This window comes from Polaribacter sp. Asnod1-A03 (assembly GCF_045063585.1).
Classification (GTDB): Bacteria; Bacteroidota; Bacteroidia; order Flavobacteriales; family Flavobacteriaceae; genus Polaribacter.
In genome coordinates, this window is record NZ_JBEFOE010000009.1 from 341,271 (window position 1) to 358,492 (window position 17,222).

The window sequence follows — 17,222 nt, forward strand, 5'->3', positions numbered from 1 at the left end:
TTTAGATTAATTATTAAGTTTATTTATTGAATAAAACGTAATTATTTTCTAGAAATTGCTTTTTTAGCGGCAGTTACAACAGAAGCTGCATTTAAACCATATTTTTCCATTAATTGAGCTGGTGTTCCAGATTCTCCAAAAGTATCATTTGTACCAACAAATTCTTGTGGAGTAGGAGTGTTTAAAGATAAAGTTCTTGCTACACTTTCTCCTAAACCACCTATAATATTATGTTCTTCTGCAGTTACAATACAACCTGTTTTTGCTACAGATTTCAAAATAATCTCTTCGTCTAAAGGTTTTATAGTATGTATGTTAATTACATCTGCAGAAATACCTTGTGCTTCTAATTGTTCTGATGCTTGTAAAGCTTCCCAAACTAAATGACCAGTTGCAACAATTGTTACGTCTGTACCTTCTGTTAATTGAATTCCTTTACCGATTTCAAATTTTTCTTCTTTATAATCTGGCATAAAAATTGGCACAACCGGACGACCGAAGCGTAAATAAACTGGTCCTTCATGTTCTGCAATTGCAATTGTTGCTGCTTTGGTTTGGTTGTAATCACAAGTGTTAATTACAGTCATACCTGGTAACATTTTCATTAAACCAATATCTTCTAAAATTTGGTGTGTAGCTCCATCTTCACCTAAAGTTAAACCTGCGTGAGATGCACAAATTTTAACATTTTTACCAGAATAAGCAATTGACTGACGAATTTGATCATACACTCTACCTGTAGAAAAGTTAGCAAAAGTTCCTGTAAAAGGTATTTTACCACCAATAGTTAATCCAGCTGCAATTCCCATCATATTTGCTTCTGCAATTCCTATTTGAAAAAATCTTTCTGGATTTTCTTTTATAAATTGATTCATTTTTAAAGAACCAATTAAATCTGCACATAAAGCAACTACGTTTGGATTTGTTCTTCCTAATTCTGTTAAACCATCACCAAAACCAGAACGTGTATCTTTTTTTTCTGTGTACGTGTATTTTTTCATTATAAATTGTTGTATTGTAAAATTTTGGTAAAAATAAACTTTTATTTTACTTTAGAGAAAAGAAAATAGATAATAGAAAAAAGACTTTTAAACATTTATTATTAATTAGATAATAAAGTATGTTTAAAATAATGATTTCTATAATTTTATTAGTTCTTTATAAAGTTTCTGTACAGGTAATCCAACTACATTAAAATAGCTCCCTTGTATGTTATCTATAGCTATAAAGCCAATCCATTCTTGTATACCATAAGCTCCTGCTTTATCAAAAGGTTTATATTTTTTGATATAATAATTTATTTCGTCATCAGATAATTCTTTAAAAGAAACAATTGTTGTATCGTTTATAATTCTTTGAAAGTTTTTATTTTTTATACTGACAGATGTAATTACTTCGTGCTTTTTACCTGATAAATTTCTTAACATCTTAAAAGCATCTTTTGGGTTTTTAGGTTTACCCAGAGCTTTATCTTCTAACCAAACAATAGTATCAGAAGTGATTAATAAATCCTTTTCTGATAAATTGGTAAATGATTTCGATTTTAAATTGGCTAAAAAGTCGGTAATTTCTGTACCTTTTAGTTCTTCTGGATATACTTCTTCCACTTCTTTTAATTGGATAGAAAAATCAATATCTAAATCCTTAAAAAACTGTTGTCTTCTTGGAGAGCCAGATGCTAAAATAACATTGTAATCTTTTAATTTTTCTCTTAACATTTATATAAACTTAAATAATAACATTGATAAAATACCGAAAAACATAATCACTTTCATTGTATTACTTAATTTAGAAAATCTTTCTTTAGTTTCCGCTAAATATAATTTAAACATAAAAATGATTAGTGGAAATAAGATAAAAATCAATCCATAACTAACAAAATAGATTTTGTTTTTAAAAGATAGTAATAGGATTAAAATAAAAAAAAATAAAATGCATGTAAATAAAAAAGCAATTTTTGCAGCTCTTTTTCTACCCATTATGATAGGTAATGTTTTAGCTTTTATTTTTAAATCTCCGTTAATATCTTCTATATCTTTTATAATCTCTCTAATAAATGTGGTTAAAAAAGAAAAAATAGCATAGATAATTACAACATAATAAAGCAAAATTCCATCACCAACACTTCTTGTTGTGTAGTCGGAATGAAAAAGGTAGACTAATAATATTGGTAAACTACATAAGATAGAAATTAATATATTACCAATTAAAGTTCTCTTTTTTAAATTATAAGAATAAAAAAATAAACTGAGAATACTAAAGGCAAAAAAAGAAATTAAACTTAAAGAGTTTCTAATGTAAGATAAATAGGTAGCTAAAATTAATCCAAAAGAAGTTAATGAAATATAAGAAATAATTGCAGTTCTTAATTTTATATTTCTACCTATAAATACATTTTTTGGTTTGTTTATTTTATCTGTTTCTACATCAAAAATATCATTAATTATATAACCACCAGCAGTAATTGAAATTACAGAAATACCTAAAATTAAGAATTGAGAAGTTTTTAAATAAATAGGATTTACTAAAGACTCAATCAAGGCATATTTAGTTAAAACCATTGTTAATAAAACCATTAAAAGGTTTTTGTAACGAATTAGTCTTAAAAAATCCATTATGCGTTAAAACTCTTTTTAATTCTTGCTAAATCTCGCTTATTGTCTCGGTCTTTTAAAGTTTCACGTTTATCGTGAGTTTGTTTTCCTTTGGCTAAAGCAATTTCTAGTTTAGCAAAACCTCTATCATTAATAAACAAACGTAAAGGAACAATCGTATTTCCTTTAGCTTCAACATCTTTTTTTAAACTACGTAATTCGCGTTTGTTCATTAACAATCTGCGTTCACTTTTTGGTTTGTGATTAAAGTGATGTCCAAACATATATTCTTGTATATACATGTTTACAATAAACAATTCGCCACGATCGTTAAACTCACAAAAACTTTCTGTAATTCTTGCTTGGCTTAATCTAATCGATTTTATTTCGGTTCCGGTTAACTGAATTCCAGCAACAAATTTGTCTAGAATTTCAAATTCGAAACGCGCTTTTTTATTCTGTATGTTTATCTTTTTTTGTACAGCCATTGACTGATTTTTTATTTAAAAAATTTTTAACAAAGATACATTTTTACTTTAGGCAAAGAAATGTAATTTTGAAAACTATTTTCGACCAAATTAAACAAAACCCAATGAAATATTTATCTGTACTTTTTTTAGTTATTATAATATCTTGTAAACCATCTCAAAAGAATTTTACGGCTCAACAAGTAATTGATAAAACGATTGTTACATCTGGTGCAGATAAAATTGCAAATTCTGATCTTAAATTTAAATTTAGAGACAAAGAGTATATTGCAAATAGAAAATCTAACGGAAGTTTTAAGCTAACTAGAAAGTATAAAGACGAAAAAATAGGATTTATTTCTGATATTTTAAGCAATAAAGGATTTAAAAAATTAATAAACGGAACACCTTATCAAGTAAATGATTCAATAGCTAATGTACAATCTAACGCCGTAAATTCGGTGCATTATTTTTCTGTTTTACCTTACGGATTAAATGATAAAGCTGTCCATAAAAAATTATTACCACCATCTACAATTAAAGGAAAAGAATACTATAAAATAGAAGTAACTTTTTCTGAAAATGGAGGAGGAGAAGATTTTGAGGATGTATTTATTTACTGGATAGGTAAAAAAGATTTTTTACTAGATTACTTGGCGTATTCTTATCACACAAATGAGGGAGGAAAACGTTTTAGAGCCATTAACAAAGAAGTCGTAAAAAACGGAATTCGTTTTGTAAATTATGATAATTACGAGACATTAGATACGTCTATTCCTTTAGTAGACATTGATAAATCTTTTGAAGAAAATCAACTTAAAAAGTTATCAGAAATAAATTTAGAAAATATTGAAGTTACTATTTTATAGTATTTAAATTTTAATATATAAATCAGTGTTTTTTGTACTTGCTAAAACATGTTTAACAGTTTCTTTTTTAGTTGTTATCGGTTTTAAAACACAAATTACAGTTGTTTTGCCAAGTATTATAAGTTTGTTGTTTTTTACTTTATAATTCCATCGATATTTTTCTATCGGTATATGTAGTTTTAGTAATTCTCTACTAATTTCTTCTTTATCAATAATCCAATCCATAATTTCATCATCAGTATTAAATGTTGGTATTATTTCTGATGAGTTATTAAAGTCAAATTCCCATTGTATAGGAATATTAAATTGATAATTATAAGGTTCTCCAACATAGTTTTCTCTTTTATTCTGTAAACTTTGCAACCAATTAATCTGTTTTTCATTAGGATATTTTTTTGCAATTTCTTTGGATAAATCTGTTTTACCGGGTGATTTAGAAGTTGGATAAAAGACGTAATAAGGTTTCGCTAAATAATGATTGTTAAGTGTGCCGTCAAAAATATTAAAGTAAGGCGAAGCAATAATATTAGGTGTTTCATTATTAGAAAAAGCCGTTTTTAAAACTTGTAAAAGGTCTTTGTTTTCGCCTAAACCACAAGAATGAAAAATGATATTTGTATGCTGGATTCCTTTTTTATTCAATTCTTGTAAATCTCCATCTTTTAGTGATTTTTGTAAAGTTTCGGTTGTAATTCTTTCTCCATTTTTAATGGTTTTTAAACTCATTCCTCGCCAAGGATTACTGTGATTTACAATATGTATTTCAGAAAAATAAGTTTCGTTTTCATTTTTATTTAACCAATTTATGATTGCCTCTAAAGAATAAGTATCCTCAATTATTGTGTAGTTTTTCTGTTTAAAATAAGTTCTTGCATTGTTGTAATATTGATTCTCATCTTTATCAAAACCAGCAATAAAAACAATCGAATTTTTTAAAGGTTTTACATCTTTTTTATCATTTAATAAAGCGTTTTTATCGTTGATTAATATGTTAGATGTTATAAGAAGTAAACTTAAATAAACGATTGTTTTTAATATTAGGTGCATTTTTATTTTATTTAGATACTATTATTACCGTGGTTTGATTTGTGTTTAAATTGGCTGGTAATTGCTTAAAAGTTTCTTTTAAATTGCTTATTTTTTTCCACAAACCATTTTCTTCTTTTTCTATTTTTACAATTATACCATTTGTGTTTATATGTAATTTTATGTTTTTATACTTTTTTAAATACATATTTATTATTGCTGAATAATTTCCTTTTAACCACATTTTTATTACTCTTTTTTGATTATTATTAATGTTATTTGAGATTTTTATTTGAAACGATTTTTTAATTTTAGAGGTTCCTTTTATATTAGCTTCTGCACCAACGGAAGTATTATTTACATATTTTGGCATTGTTAAAGGTTGTTTAACACTGCTTAGTTTGCCTTTTTTGTTTACAATTTCATGATCAATGGCAACAAAAGAAGTAAATTCGGTTGCTAAATTGTAGGTTATACCAAGGTTGATTACTTCTTGTTTTATATCATCATTAAAGTTCTTTTTATAATCGATTAATCGTTCAATTTTTTTGCGTGCCCATAAATATTTTAAAGCTTTATTGTCTTTGCTTAATTTTCCGTTAAAAATTTGATGTGTTTGTGTAATTTTCTTATCGGCTTGCCAACCAGAAAGGCTAATTGATCCGGTTGCTTTTCCTTTGTATTTTCCGTAAATTAAAATAGGTCGGTTCGCAAAAACATCTGGTATTGTTTTTGGTTCAACATCGTAAATAGCAAAGTCGTTTGTTGTTAATTTTAATTGAGTTAAAACTGGGTTTGCAATCATTTTTTTAAAATCTTTAGCAACTTTTAAAGCATCTGTTTTATTAGTAGCAATAAAAGAACCGCTGTTGCTAACTTTGCTAATACCTTCTATTAAATATCTATTTACACTACTGCCAATACCAAAAGTAAATACGTTGGCTTTGTCTAGATTATTTTCAATTAAATTAAAAGTTTCTTTTTCTACACTTATATATCCGTCTGTAATTATCACCATTGTTCTGGCGGAGTTTTCATTTTTTCTAGGTAATTTATAAGCGGTTTTTAGCGCATTGATTAACTGAGTTCCTCCTCCGTAATTAGATTCATTTCCATTTAAATAGTTAATGGCCATTTCTATATTTGCATTTGTTGCATTAACAGATTCTTCTTTAAAAATAGAAGATGTAGAGGCAAATAATTGTACATTAAAAGTGTCTGTTTCTTTTAAATCGCTTAATAAATTGCGCATTAATTCTTTTGAAACCGCTAACGGATAACCATTCATAGAGCCAGAAACATCAAGAATAAATAAGTATTCTCTTGGAGGGATTTTGTTAGAAATAATTTCTTTTGAAGGCTCTACCATTAAAGTGAAGAAATTCTCATTTTCTCCTTCGTACAACAATAAACCAGATTGAATTTTATTGCCTCTTAGCGAATAGTTTAGAATAAAATCTCTATTTGCAGAATCTTCATCTAAAACCACAATTTCTGCTGAAGTAACATCTGGGTAATTAATGTCTATTTTATGAGAAATAGAAGAAATATTCTGAATCATCATACCCGCGTTTATGCAAACATCAATGCTATTTGTAAAAGTGTTTTTTATACCTTTTTTTGTATAAGGAATGTTAAATGTTTCTTCTTTGGAAGTATTTTCTCCTGTAAATCTTGGACCAACAACTCCAGGAATCATAAATTGATATTCACCAGCATTATTAGTTAACATTTCGGTATAATAAAGCGACACAATTATTTCTTCGTTAGGTAAAATATTACCTACTCTCATTTTAAAAACATTGGGTCTTTCTTGGTCTAATTTAGCAGCTCTTTTTCCTTCTTTTATCGCTTTGTTATAAATTTTATTAGCTTCTTTTTTTTCAAAAATGGTCGCTTTTATCGTTCTTTTTCCAATAGAAATATTCATGTCGTGCACTGCAGCTTTTGTACTCATCGGAAAAACATAACTAGCTTCTATAGGTGTTTTTCCTTTGTTTTTATACGTTTGTATAACTTGCACATTTGCAATTGTACCCGATATTTGCACGTTGGTTTGCGTTGCTTTTAAAGGAATGTTAGCGTTTTTAGTTATTGTTTCTAAATACGGACTTTTAGTTTGTTGTGCGTTTAATATTGTTGAAAAAACAATACTGAATAAAGTAAATAGTAGTTTCATTTTTTTGATGTTTTAATTTGATTAATACATCAAAAATAGAAGGTAGGTTTGGTTAAATATTATACCAAATAGAATTCGTAACGATAGAATTAGAATTCGTTATAAAAATAAAAAAAGTTTTTTTTAGAAGCAATTTCTTGCTTTTCGCACTCGCTTTTTTTATTCAGAAAAGAATAAAAAAGAGCTCAAACAAATGCTACAATCAGGGCTAAGCTTACTTATTAAGTTATAGTTTTTAAGAAAATAATTACAGTTCTATTTTCTCTACTTTACTTGTTTTTTTGTCATTAGAAACTGTAACGATAAATAAACTTGCATTATCGTTATCATTCATATCTTCATACTTTTTTTCTCCTAAAATTTTATTAACAAAAGTAGGTGTTGTATTGCTGTGACCAACAACTAAAATTGTTTTTCCTTTAGTATCAACTTTAAAAATAGAATCGTACATATTTCTAGGGTTGTAGCTAATAATTTCTAAATTTTTACTTTCTGCAGTAGGTTTAGCTGTTTGTTGTGTTCTATTGTATTCTGTAGAATAAACAGCATCTAAATCAATTTTTTTAAAATGCTTAGCCCAATTTTCTGCTCTTTTTAATCCTTTTTCATTCAAATTAGGATTTCTATTTGTATCATCCGTTCTCTCTTTTTCTGCATGACGAATTAAATAATAAGTTGTATTTTCTTCTGAAGTGCAAGCAGAAAATAAACTAAAAGCAATGACAAAAAGGAATAAAAACTTTTTCATAAATATTGATTTGAAAATCAAATATAGCAAAAAAGAAAAAGCGATGTTTTTTAAACACCGCTTTTTCCAAACTAACCAAACTTAAATTATATGTTTTCTACCAAATCAGACTGATTTCTAAAAACTAACTTATTATCAAATGCATCTAAAAGAATAATGCTATCTGTGGTAATTTTTCCTGATAAAATTTCTTTAGAAAGCTGATTTAAAACTTCTTTCTGAATAACTCTTTTTACAGGTCTTGCTCCAAACTCTGGCTGATATCCTTTTTTTGCTAAATATTTAATAGCTTCACCTGTAGCATCTAAAGTTATTTCTTGTTTACCAATCATTTTCTTTAAGTGCTCTATTTGTAATTTTACAATTTCAAAAATGTTTGATTCATTTAAGGGAGTAAACATAATTACATCATCGATTCTGTTTAAAAATTCGGGTCTTACAGATTGTTTTAATAAACCTAAAACTTCAATTTTAGCCAATTCTGTTACAGATTCTAAATCTGCTTTTGGATCGCTAAATTTCTCCTGAATTATATGGCTTCCCATATTAGAAGTCATTATAATTATAGTATTCTTAAAATCTGCAACACGTCCTTTGTTATCAGTCAATCTTCCTTCATCTAACACTTGTAATAAAATATTAAAAGTATCTGGATGTGCTTTTTCAATTTCATCCAACAAAACAACCGAATAAGGTCTTCTTCTAACAGCTTCTGTTAATTGTCCGCCTTCATCATAACCCACATATCCCGGAGGCGCACCAACTAATCTACTAACAGAATGGCGTTCTTGGTATTCGCTCATATCAATACGAGTCATTGCGTTTTCATCGTCAAATAGGTATTCTGCCAATGCTTTAGCTAATTCAGTTTTACCAACTCCGGTTGTTCCTAAGAATAAGAAACTACCAATCGGTTTATTTGGGTTTTGTAAACCAGCTCTAGAGCGTCTTACGGCGTCAGAAACGGCAACAATGGCTTCTTCTTGGCCAACTACACGTTTGTGTAATTGTTTTTCTAATTGTAATAATTTTTCACGTTCCGATTGAATCATTTTTGTAACCGGAACTCCCGTCCATTTAGCAACAACTTCTGCAATATCATCGTAAGTAACTTCTTCTTTAATTAAAGAGTTTTCCGATTGATTCTCTTTCAGGTTTTTTTGTAATACTTCTAAATCTTCTTGCGCTTTTTTAATTTTCCCGTAACGCAACTCTGCAACTAAACCATAATTTCCTTCTCTTTCTGCTTTTTCTGCTTCAATTTTAAAGTTTTCGATATCTAATTTTGCATTCTGAATATTGTCTACAACTTCTTTTTCAGATTTCCATTTTGCATTAATTTCGTTGCGTTCTTCTTTTAAATTAGCTAAATCAGAACGTAAAGACTTTAATTTAACTTCATCTTTTTCTCGTTTTATAGCTTCAATTTCAATCTCTAATTGCATCACTTTACGGTCTAAAACATCTAATTCTTCTGGTTTAGAGTTGATTTCCATTCTTAATTTAGAAGCAGCCTCATCCATTAAATCGATGGCTTTATCTGGTAAAAATCGATTGGTAATATAACGTTGAGATAATTCTACAGCACCAATAATCGCTTCATCTTTAATACGAACCTTATGATGTGTTTCGTACTTTTCTTTAATTCCACGAAGAATAGAAATGGCACTTTCTGTATCTGGTTCATCAACAATTACTTTTTGAAAACGACGTTCTAAAGCTTTGTCTTTTTCAAAGTATTTTTGATATTCATCCAACGTAGTTGCACCAATTGCTCGTAATTCTCCACGCGCTAAAGCAGGTTTTAAAATGTTTGCAGCATCCATTGCACCTTGTCCGCCACCTGCACCAACTAGCGTGTGAATTTCATCAATAAATAGTACAATATCTCCTTCTGAATTGGTTACTTCTTTAACAACTGATTTTAAACGTTCTTCAAATTCACCTTTATATTTTGCTCCTGCAATTAAAGCTCCCATATCTAAAGAAAAAATCAATTTATCTTTTAGGTTTTCAGGCACATCACCATCAACAATTCTGTGTGCTAAACCTTCTGCAATGGCTGTTTTACCTGTTCCAGGTTCACCAACTAAAATGGGGTTATTTTTAGTTCTACGTGATAAAATTTGAAGCAATCTTCTGATTTCTTCATCTCTACCAATTACAGGATCTAGTTTACCGTCTTCTGCTAATTTATTTAGGTTTTTTGCAAACTTATTTAAAGAATTATAAGTCTCTTCTTGACTTTGAGAAGTAACTCTTTCTCCTTTTCTTAATTCTTCGATAGCCGCTTTTAAATGTTTTTCTGTAACACCTTGGTCTTTTAAAACTTGTGCGATATTACTTTTAGATTTAAAAATAGCTAAAATTAAATGTTCTATAGAAACGTAATCATCATTCATTTTTTTTGCAATTACAGAGGCTTCTGTAAGTGTTTTGCTTGCTTCTCTAGAAATCATTAATTCTGCACCAGAAACTTTAGGGAAACTTTCTAATTGTTTGTCTAAAATTTGTTCTATAACCTGATTGTTAATATTTAGTTTTTTCAATAAAAAAGGCAAAACATTTTCATCAACTTGAGTTAAAGCTTTAAAAATATGTTCGTTTTCTATTTGATTATGACCAAAACCTTGCGCAATTTGTTGCGCCATTTGTATGGTCTCTTGCGATTTTGTTGTATAATTATTAAAGTTCATTTTTTAATTTTTTATTTTCTTTTGATTAACTATTAGCAATTTTAATACCATTACGTTTTTAAAATAAAAACAAGTCATTTTGTCTGTACAAACTGTTTTTTTACTGACTTTTTGACTGATGAAAGTTTTCTATATTTGCATCGACAAACAAAAGAAAACATAAAATGGGTATATTTAATAACATGTTTAAAGGTAAAGATGAAGGATCTAAAAAAGAAGAAAAAAAGACATTTTTAAAATGGATTCCTTTAACTTCTTTAGAGCAACTAGAAGAAATTAAGGAGATTTCTAAAACAGAATCGGTTTTAATTTTTAAACATTCTACACGTTGCGGGATCAGTAGTATGGTTATTAAACGATTTGAAGCACTTTTTACAGAAGAACATCAAGATTTAAAAGTGTATTATTTAGACTTGTTAAATTACCGAGATATTTCTGATGAAGTAGGCTATACCTTTCAAGTAATGCATCAATCACCTCAGTTAATTGTGGTACAAAACGGGGTTTCTGTACACGATGTATCACATTATGACATCACAATTACAAATTTATCAAGATTTATATAATATAAACTTGCATTAAACCTTATTTAAGTCTTATTTTTGCTACCTAAAATTTTTAATCGATTTGGCAGATATAAACACTTCAGTAACAAAACCAGGTAAAGAATTATACGGATATCAAAAAGACGCACTTCAAGAAATCTTTAGAAGATTTGAGGAAGCGGCTAAAGATTATCATTTATTATACCAATTACCAACAGGAGGTGGAAAAACTGTTATTTTCTCTGAGATAGTTAGAAGATACATTTCTAAATTCAATAAGAAAGTTTTGGTCTTAACGCACAGAATTGAGTTGAGCAAGCAAACTTCTAAAATGATAAAAGAATTTGGTGTTAGAAATAAAATTATCAATTCTACGGCTAAATTAGACGATCAGCATGATTTTGATTGTTTTGTTGCCATGGTAGAAACCTTAAAAAATAGGTTAAATGATGATAAATTAGATATTTCTGATATTGGTTTAGTTATTGTGGATGAGGCACATTACAATTCTTTTACAAAGATTTTTAAATTTTTTAATGATGCTTTTATTCTTGGTGTAACCGCAACTCCTTTAAGTTCAAATACAAAACTACCAATGTATGAAAACTACCAAGAGTTATTTGTAGGAGAACCAATTCATGATTTAATTGCAAACGGATATTTGGCGAAAGCAAATATGTACTCTTACAATGTTGGTTTAACCTCATTAGAAGTAGGTGCAAATGGTGATTATACGGTAAAATCTTCTGAAGATTTATATACAAATAATGACATGCTTACCAAGTTGGTTGCTGCTTATGAAGAAACAGCAAAAGGGAAGAAGACGTTAATCTTTAATAACGGTATTAATACTTCTATACAAGTATTTCATGCTTTTAAAAGAGCAGGATATCCTATTGCACATTTAGATAATACAAATACCAAAGCAGAAAGAGAACTTATTTTAAAGTGGTTTAATAAAACACCAAATGCAATTATAACCTCTGTAAGTATTTTAACTACAGGGTTTGATGAACCAAGTATCGAGGCTATTATATTAAATAGAGCAACAAAATCTTTGACTTTATATTACCAAATGATTGGTCGTGGTTCTCGTATTTACAAAGATAGAAACGAGTTTGATGTAATTGATTTAGGAAACAATTTTCATAGATTTGGACCTTGGGGAGCAGATTTAGATTGGCAAAAAATGTTTAGTGCACCAGATTATTATTTAAATGCTATCCTTTCTGATGAAGAAATAGAAAGCACTTTTAAATATGAATTACCTGCAGACGTTAAAAAAGAATTTGCAAAATCTACGGATACTTATTTCGAAATGAAAAAAGTATATATAGACACCATTAGAATGGGAGAATCGTCTAAAAGAGTGTTGGAAAAATCGATAGAGCACCATGCAAAAATGTGTATAGAAAATAGTGAAGATGTTTTTGATGCATTAATCTTAGCAAAAATGCTAGGTGAGGAGATAGATGATAGAATTAACAGATATGCAAAATGTATTTCTAAAAGTACACACAATTTTGTTACTTGGCTAAAAGATGATTATAGAAAGAAATTAAACGCTTATTTAAGAGCTAATTTTGATGAAGATTATGAAAAAATTCATGGTCATCCACCAATAGAAGAATAAATTATTATTAAAAAAACGCTGAGTATTCAGCGTTTTTTTTTGATCTACAACTTCTGTTTTGGGGTACTATTAAGTTTATTTTCTTTAATATAGAAGTTCTTTTGTGTTGAAAGCCTTATATTTAAAGGAAAAAATAAAAATGCATTATTTTTTCACTTTTTTTTTGATTTTGTTTTTTGTATTGAAAAATAATTTACATTTACCGCACTTATGATTAAGTAAAATGTTTAGTTTTTCTTATTTCGGAAGTAACTCTTTATCGGAGAATGAAGGTTACATCGCATTTTGGAAATGCAACGAAAAAATTAAGGTATCTCCGTTTTGTTTTCTTCAAGAATTGCAGCTTTTCTCAAAGTTGCACGTAGTTTACTTGCAAATATTACAGTGATAATCACCTTTTTCTAGGGTTATAATTTCTATTCTAAAACTTTTTTTGTTTTAGTCTGGATAGGTTTATCATACAATTAATTTAAAAATAAAAGTGAACACAAAATACATCAATTTAATCGAACAAACATTCGATTTTCCTCAGGAAGAATTTAAAACAGAAAACAACAAATTGTTTTGGCACGGAATTAATTTAATGGAATTAGCAGCAAAATATGGTGCTCCGTTAAAATTTACCTACCTGCCAAAAATATCAGAAAACATCAACAAAGCAAAAGGTTGGTTTCAAGAAAGTATGGAAAAACATGACTATAAAGGTAAATACTTTTACAGTTATTGTACAAAAAGCTCTCATTTTAAACACATTTTAAATGAAGCTTTAAAGAATGAAATCCATATAGAAACATCATCTGCTTTTGATATTGATATTGTAAATAACCTTAAAAAAGAAGGTAAAATAAAAGACAATACGTATGTAATTTGCAACGGATTTAAACGCGATCAATACATTAAAAATATTGGTGGATTGATTAACTCTGGGCATCAAAATGTAATTCCGATTATAGATAATTACGAAGAATTAAATCTTTTATTAGATGAAACGGAAAAAAAACTAAATGTTGGTATCAGAATCGCATCAGAAGAAGAACCAAAATTCGAATTCTACACTTCTCGTTTAGGAATTGGATACAAAAATATTGTGTCTTTTTACGAGCGTGAAATTGCTAATAATAACCAAGTTGATTTAAAAATGTTACATTTTTTTATCAATACGGGTATTAAAGACAACGCGTATTATTGGAACGAGTTGATGAAATGTTTAAACGTTTACATCAACCTAAAAAAAGTGTGTCCGAGTTTAGATAGTTTAAATATTGGCGGTGGTTTTCCTATAAAAAACTCTTTGGCTTTTGATTATGATTATGCTTACATGATTGATGAAATTATCAATCAAATAAAACAAGCATGTGATGAAGCAGAGGTAGAAGTGCCTCACATTTTTACAGAATTTGGAAGTTTTACTGTTGGCGAATCTGGAGCGGCAATTTATGAAGTTTTATATCAGAAAAAACAAAATGATAGAGAACGCTGGAATATGATAAACTCTTCATTTATAACAACTTTACCTGACTCTTGGGCAATTAATAAACGTTTTATAATGTTGCCAATTAATAAATGGAATAAACAATATGAACGTGTTTTATTAGGTGGTTTAACTTGTGATAGTGATGATTATTACAATTCAGAACAACACATAAATGGTATTTATTTACCAGTTTATGAAAAAGAAAACCCATTGTTTATCGGCTTTTTTAATACCGGAGCATATCAAGAATCTGTTGGTGGTTTTGGTGGATTACAACACTGTTTAATTCCGCATCCAAAACATTTAATTATTGATAGAGATGAAGAAGGAAACTTGATCACAAAAATATTTAAAGAACAACAAAAAAGTAGCGAATTGCTTTCTATTTTAGGTTATGGAGAGTTATCAGAAAGTAAAATTGAATCAGAAAAATTAATAAAAGAAGAAGTTATTTAAGCTTCAAAAAATAGCATGAATACAAATAAAACATACGCAGGAATTTCAGAAAAATATGGAAACCTGTCAACATCAAAAATAGTTATAATTCCTGTTCCTTATGACGGAACAAGCACTTGGCAAAAAGGAGCAGATAAAGGCCCACAAGCTTTTTTAGAAGCGTCTGAAAATATGGAACTGTACGATATAGAAACAGATTCTGAAGTGTATAAAGAAGGTGTTTATTTAGCGGATGCTATTACAGAGAATGCGTCACCAGAAACAATGGTAGATGCGGTGCATGATATCACTAAAAAATACATTAACAGAAATAAATTTGTAACTGTTTTTGGTGGAGAACACTCAATTTCTATTGGTACAATTAGAGCTTTTAACGAGTGTTTTAACAATTTAACGGTTTTACATATTGATGCTCATGCAGATTTAAGAAAAGAATACGAAGGTTCTAGATGCAACCACGCTTGTGCAGTTTACGAAGCGAATTCTACAACTAATTTAGTGCAAGTTGGAATTAGAAGTATGGATATTTCTGAAAAAAGAGAAATGAATTTGGATAAAGTTTTCTTTGCACATGATATGGCTGTAAATGAAGATTGGATGGAAGATGTTATTGACCAATTAACAGAAAATGTTTTTATCACGTTTGATTTAGATGCCTTAGATCCATCGATTATGCCATCAACAGGAACACCAGAACCTGGCGGATTATTTTATTATGAAACATTAGAGTTTTTAAAACAAGTTTTTGAGCAAAAAAATGTGGTTGGTTTTGATATGGTAGAATTATGTCCAAACGGAAATGAAAAATCATCAGACTTTTTAGCGGCTAAATTATTTTACAAAATGTTGAGCTATAAGTTTGCTGCTAACGATGATTCTTATGACAATGGAGAGGATGAAAATGATTCAAATCCGTTTAGTAAATTATCAAAATTTAAAAATGATGACGACGATTTTTAAGTTTCTATAATGATAAAAAATATAGAAAATATCGAATTGCAGTTTTTAACTTTAGACGATTATAAAGCTTTAAAAGCTGCAATGATTCAGGCATATTCTAGCATGCCAGATTCTTATTGGAAAGAAAATCAGATTAAAACACTAATCGAAAAATTTCCTGAAGGACAAGTTGTTATCAAAATAAATGGAGAATTAGCAGGTTGTGCATTGTCTATCAAATTAGATTACGATAGTTTCGATGATCAGCATACCTACAAAGATATTACAGACAATTATACGTTTGATACACATGACGAAAATGGTGATGTTTTATACGGAATTGATGTTTTTATAAAATCAGAATACAGAGGTTTACGCTTGGGTAGAAGATTGTATGATTACAGAAAAGAGTTGGCAGAAAAGCAGAACTTAAGAGGAATTGCATTTGGAGGAAGAATACCAAATTATCATAAATATGCAGCAACTTTATCACCAAAAGAATATATAGAAAGTGTAAAGCGTAAAGAAATTAACGATCCGGTTTTAAACTTTCAAATTTCGAATGATTTTCATCCTTCAAAAATTTTAAAAGGATATTTAGAAGGTGATGAAAATTCTGGTGAGTTTGCCGTTTTATTAGAGTGGGACAATATTTATTATGAGAAAAAATCTAAAAAAGCAGCGACAAAGAAAAAAGTAGTTCGTTTAGGATTGATTCAGTGGCAAATGCGTTTGTATAAAGATTTGGAAGAATTAATGCAACAAGCAGAATATTTTGTAGATGCAGTTTCTGCATATCGTTCTGATTTTGCATTGTTTCCAGAGTTTTTTAATGCGCCTTTAATGGCGGATAATAATCACTTACCAGAATCGGAAGCAATTAGAGAATTGGCTAAATATACACCTGTAATTGTTCAGAAGTTTTCTGAATTAGCAATTACATACAACATCAATATTATTACGGGTAGTATGCCAGAAATAAAAGAGGAGTTGTTGTATAATGTAGGTTATATCTGTAAAAGAGATGGTAGTACAGAACGTTATGAGAAATTGCATGTAACGCCAGATGAAGCTAAAGTTTGGGGAATGCAAGGTGGAAATCAACTAAAAACATTTGATACCGATTGTGGTAAAATAGGAGTTTTAATTTGTTACGATTCTGAGTTTCCAGAATTAAGTAGAATTTTAGCAGAAGAAGGCATGGATATTTTGTTTATCCCGTTTTTAACGGATACACAAAATGGATATTCTAGAGTGCGTCATTGTGCACAAGCAAGAGCCATAGAAAATGAGTGTTATGTAGCTATTGCTGGTAGTGTTGGTAATTTACCAAAAGTAAATAATATGGACATACAATATGCACAATCGATGGTGTTTACACCTTGTGATTTTTCGTTTCCGGCAAACGGAATTAAAGCAGAAGCAACTACAAATACAGAAATGATTTTAATTGCTGATGTAGATTTAGATCTCTTAAAAGACTTAAATCAATTTGGTAGTGTACGTAATTTAAAAGATAGAAGAAAAGACATCTTCGAGGTTAAAAAACTTTAAAAAAATAATTAATAAATAGAATAACGATAAAATCTCTAAATA

Annotated in this window: 14 protein-coding genes; 6 read left to right on the forward strand and 8 right to left on the reverse strand. The window is 28.7% G+C overall.

Annotated features, from left to right (window positions below; genetic code table 11):
- Positions 1-41: 41 nt before the first annotated feature.
- The 4 genes from ACJJVY_RS01910 to smpB form a co-directional block, all read right to left on the reverse strand.
- The gene (locus tag ACJJVY_RS01910; protein ID WP_405604571.1) at positions 42-1,001 is read right to left on the reverse strand and encodes a transketolase family protein; all 960 of its coding nucleotides are present in this window, start codon (positions 999-1,001) and stop codon (positions 42-44) included.
- A gap of 138 nt (positions 1,002-1,139) precedes the next feature.
- A complete protein-coding gene (locus ACJJVY_RS01915; protein WP_405604573.1) occupies positions 1,140-1,718 on the reverse strand; it encodes a Maf-like protein in 579 nt (192 codons plus the stop codon).
- Positions 1,719-2,576 carry a geranylgeranylglycerol-phosphate geranylgeranyltransferase gene (locus tag ACJJVY_RS01920; RefSeq protein WP_405604575.1) on the reverse strand — a complete coding sequence of 286 codons (858 nt, stop codon included), beginning with the start codon at positions 2,574-2,576 and terminating at the stop codon, positions 1,719-1,721.
- A 38-nt stretch (positions 2,577-2,614) separates the two neighbouring features.
- Positions 2,615-3,082, reverse strand: coding sequence for an SsrA-binding protein SmpB (smpB, locus tag ACJJVY_RS01925; protein ID WP_405604577.1), 468 nt, complete (start codon positions 3,080-3,082; stop codon positions 2,615-2,617).
- 104 nt (positions 3,083-3,186) lie between these two features.
- On the opposite strand from smpB, the gene ACJJVY_RS01930 reads away from it, so the two are divergent.
- Positions 3,187-3,930 (forward strand): DUF6503 family protein, encoded by a 744-nt coding sequence (locus tag ACJJVY_RS01930; RefSeq protein ID WP_405604579.1) that lies wholly within the window; start codon positions 3,187-3,189, stop codon positions 3,928-3,930.
- Positions 3,931-3,933: 3 nt separating this feature from the next.
- Here the strand turns inward: ACJJVY_RS01930 and ACJJVY_RS01935 are convergent, their stop codons facing one another.
- The 4 genes from ACJJVY_RS01935 to clpB all read right to left on the reverse strand — a co-directional run bounded on the left by ACJJVY_RS01935 (position 3,934) and on the right by clpB (position 10,579).
- The gene (locus tag ACJJVY_RS01935; RefSeq protein ID WP_405604581.1) at positions 3,934-4,977 is read right to left on the reverse strand and encodes a hypothetical protein; all 1,044 of its coding nucleotides are present in this window, start codon (positions 4,975-4,977) and stop codon (positions 3,934-3,936) included.
- Positions 4,978-4,984: 7 nt separating this feature from the next.
- Positions 4,985-7,135, reverse strand: a complete 2,151-nt coding sequence (locus tag ACJJVY_RS01940; RefSeq protein ID WP_405604583.1) for a VIT and vWA domain-containing protein — start codon at positions 7,133-7,135, stop codon at positions 4,985-4,987.
- 247 nt (positions 7,136-7,382) lie between these two features.
- The gene (locus tag ACJJVY_RS01945) at positions 7,383-7,883 is read right to left on the reverse strand and encodes a SixA phosphatase family protein (protein WP_405604585.1); all 501 of its coding nucleotides are present in this window, start codon (positions 7,881-7,883) and stop codon (positions 7,383-7,385) included.
- An 86-nt stretch (positions 7,884-7,969) separates the two neighbouring features.
- The gene (gene clpB / locus ACJJVY_RS01950) at positions 7,970-10,579 is read right to left on the reverse strand and encodes an ATP-dependent chaperone ClpB (protein WP_405604587.1); all 2,610 of its coding nucleotides are present in this window, start codon (positions 10,577-10,579) and stop codon (positions 7,970-7,972) included.
- A 164-nt stretch (positions 10,580-10,743) separates the two neighbouring features.
- On the opposite strand from clpB, the gene ytxJ reads away from it, so the two are divergent.
- From ytxJ to ACJJVY_RS01975, 5 genes are all read left to right on the forward strand, one after another.
- Entirely contained in the window at positions 10,744-11,145 is a 402-nt protein-coding gene (gene ytxJ, locus ACJJVY_RS01955) for a bacillithiol system redox-active protein YtxJ (RefSeq protein WP_405604589.1), read from the forward strand.
- A gap of 61 nt (positions 11,146-11,206) precedes the next feature.
- Complete coding sequence (locus ACJJVY_RS01960) at positions 11,207-12,757, forward strand: DEAD/DEAH box helicase (RefSeq protein WP_405604591.1); 1,551 nt, start codon at positions 11,207-11,209, stop codon at positions 12,755-12,757.
- 481 nt (positions 12,758-13,238) lie between these two features.
- On the forward strand, positions 13,239-14,687 hold the full coding sequence (locus tag ACJJVY_RS01965; RefSeq protein WP_405604593.1) for an arginine decarboxylase: 1,449 nt from the start codon (positions 13,239-13,241) through the stop codon (positions 14,685-14,687).
- Positions 14,688-14,702: 15 nt separating this feature from the next.
- The gene (gene speB / locus ACJJVY_RS01970; protein ID WP_405604595.1) at positions 14,703-15,647 is read left to right on the forward strand and encodes an agmatinase; all 945 of its coding nucleotides are present in this window, start codon (positions 14,703-14,705) and stop codon (positions 15,645-15,647) included.
- Positions 15,648-15,656: 9 nt separating this feature from the next.
- Positions 15,657-17,180: a GNAT family N-acetyltransferase gene (locus ACJJVY_RS01975; protein WP_405604597.1), complete on the forward strand. Its 1,524-nt coding sequence runs from the start codon at positions 15,657-15,659 to the stop codon at positions 17,178-17,180.
- Positions 17,181-17,222 lie beyond the last annotated feature (42 nt).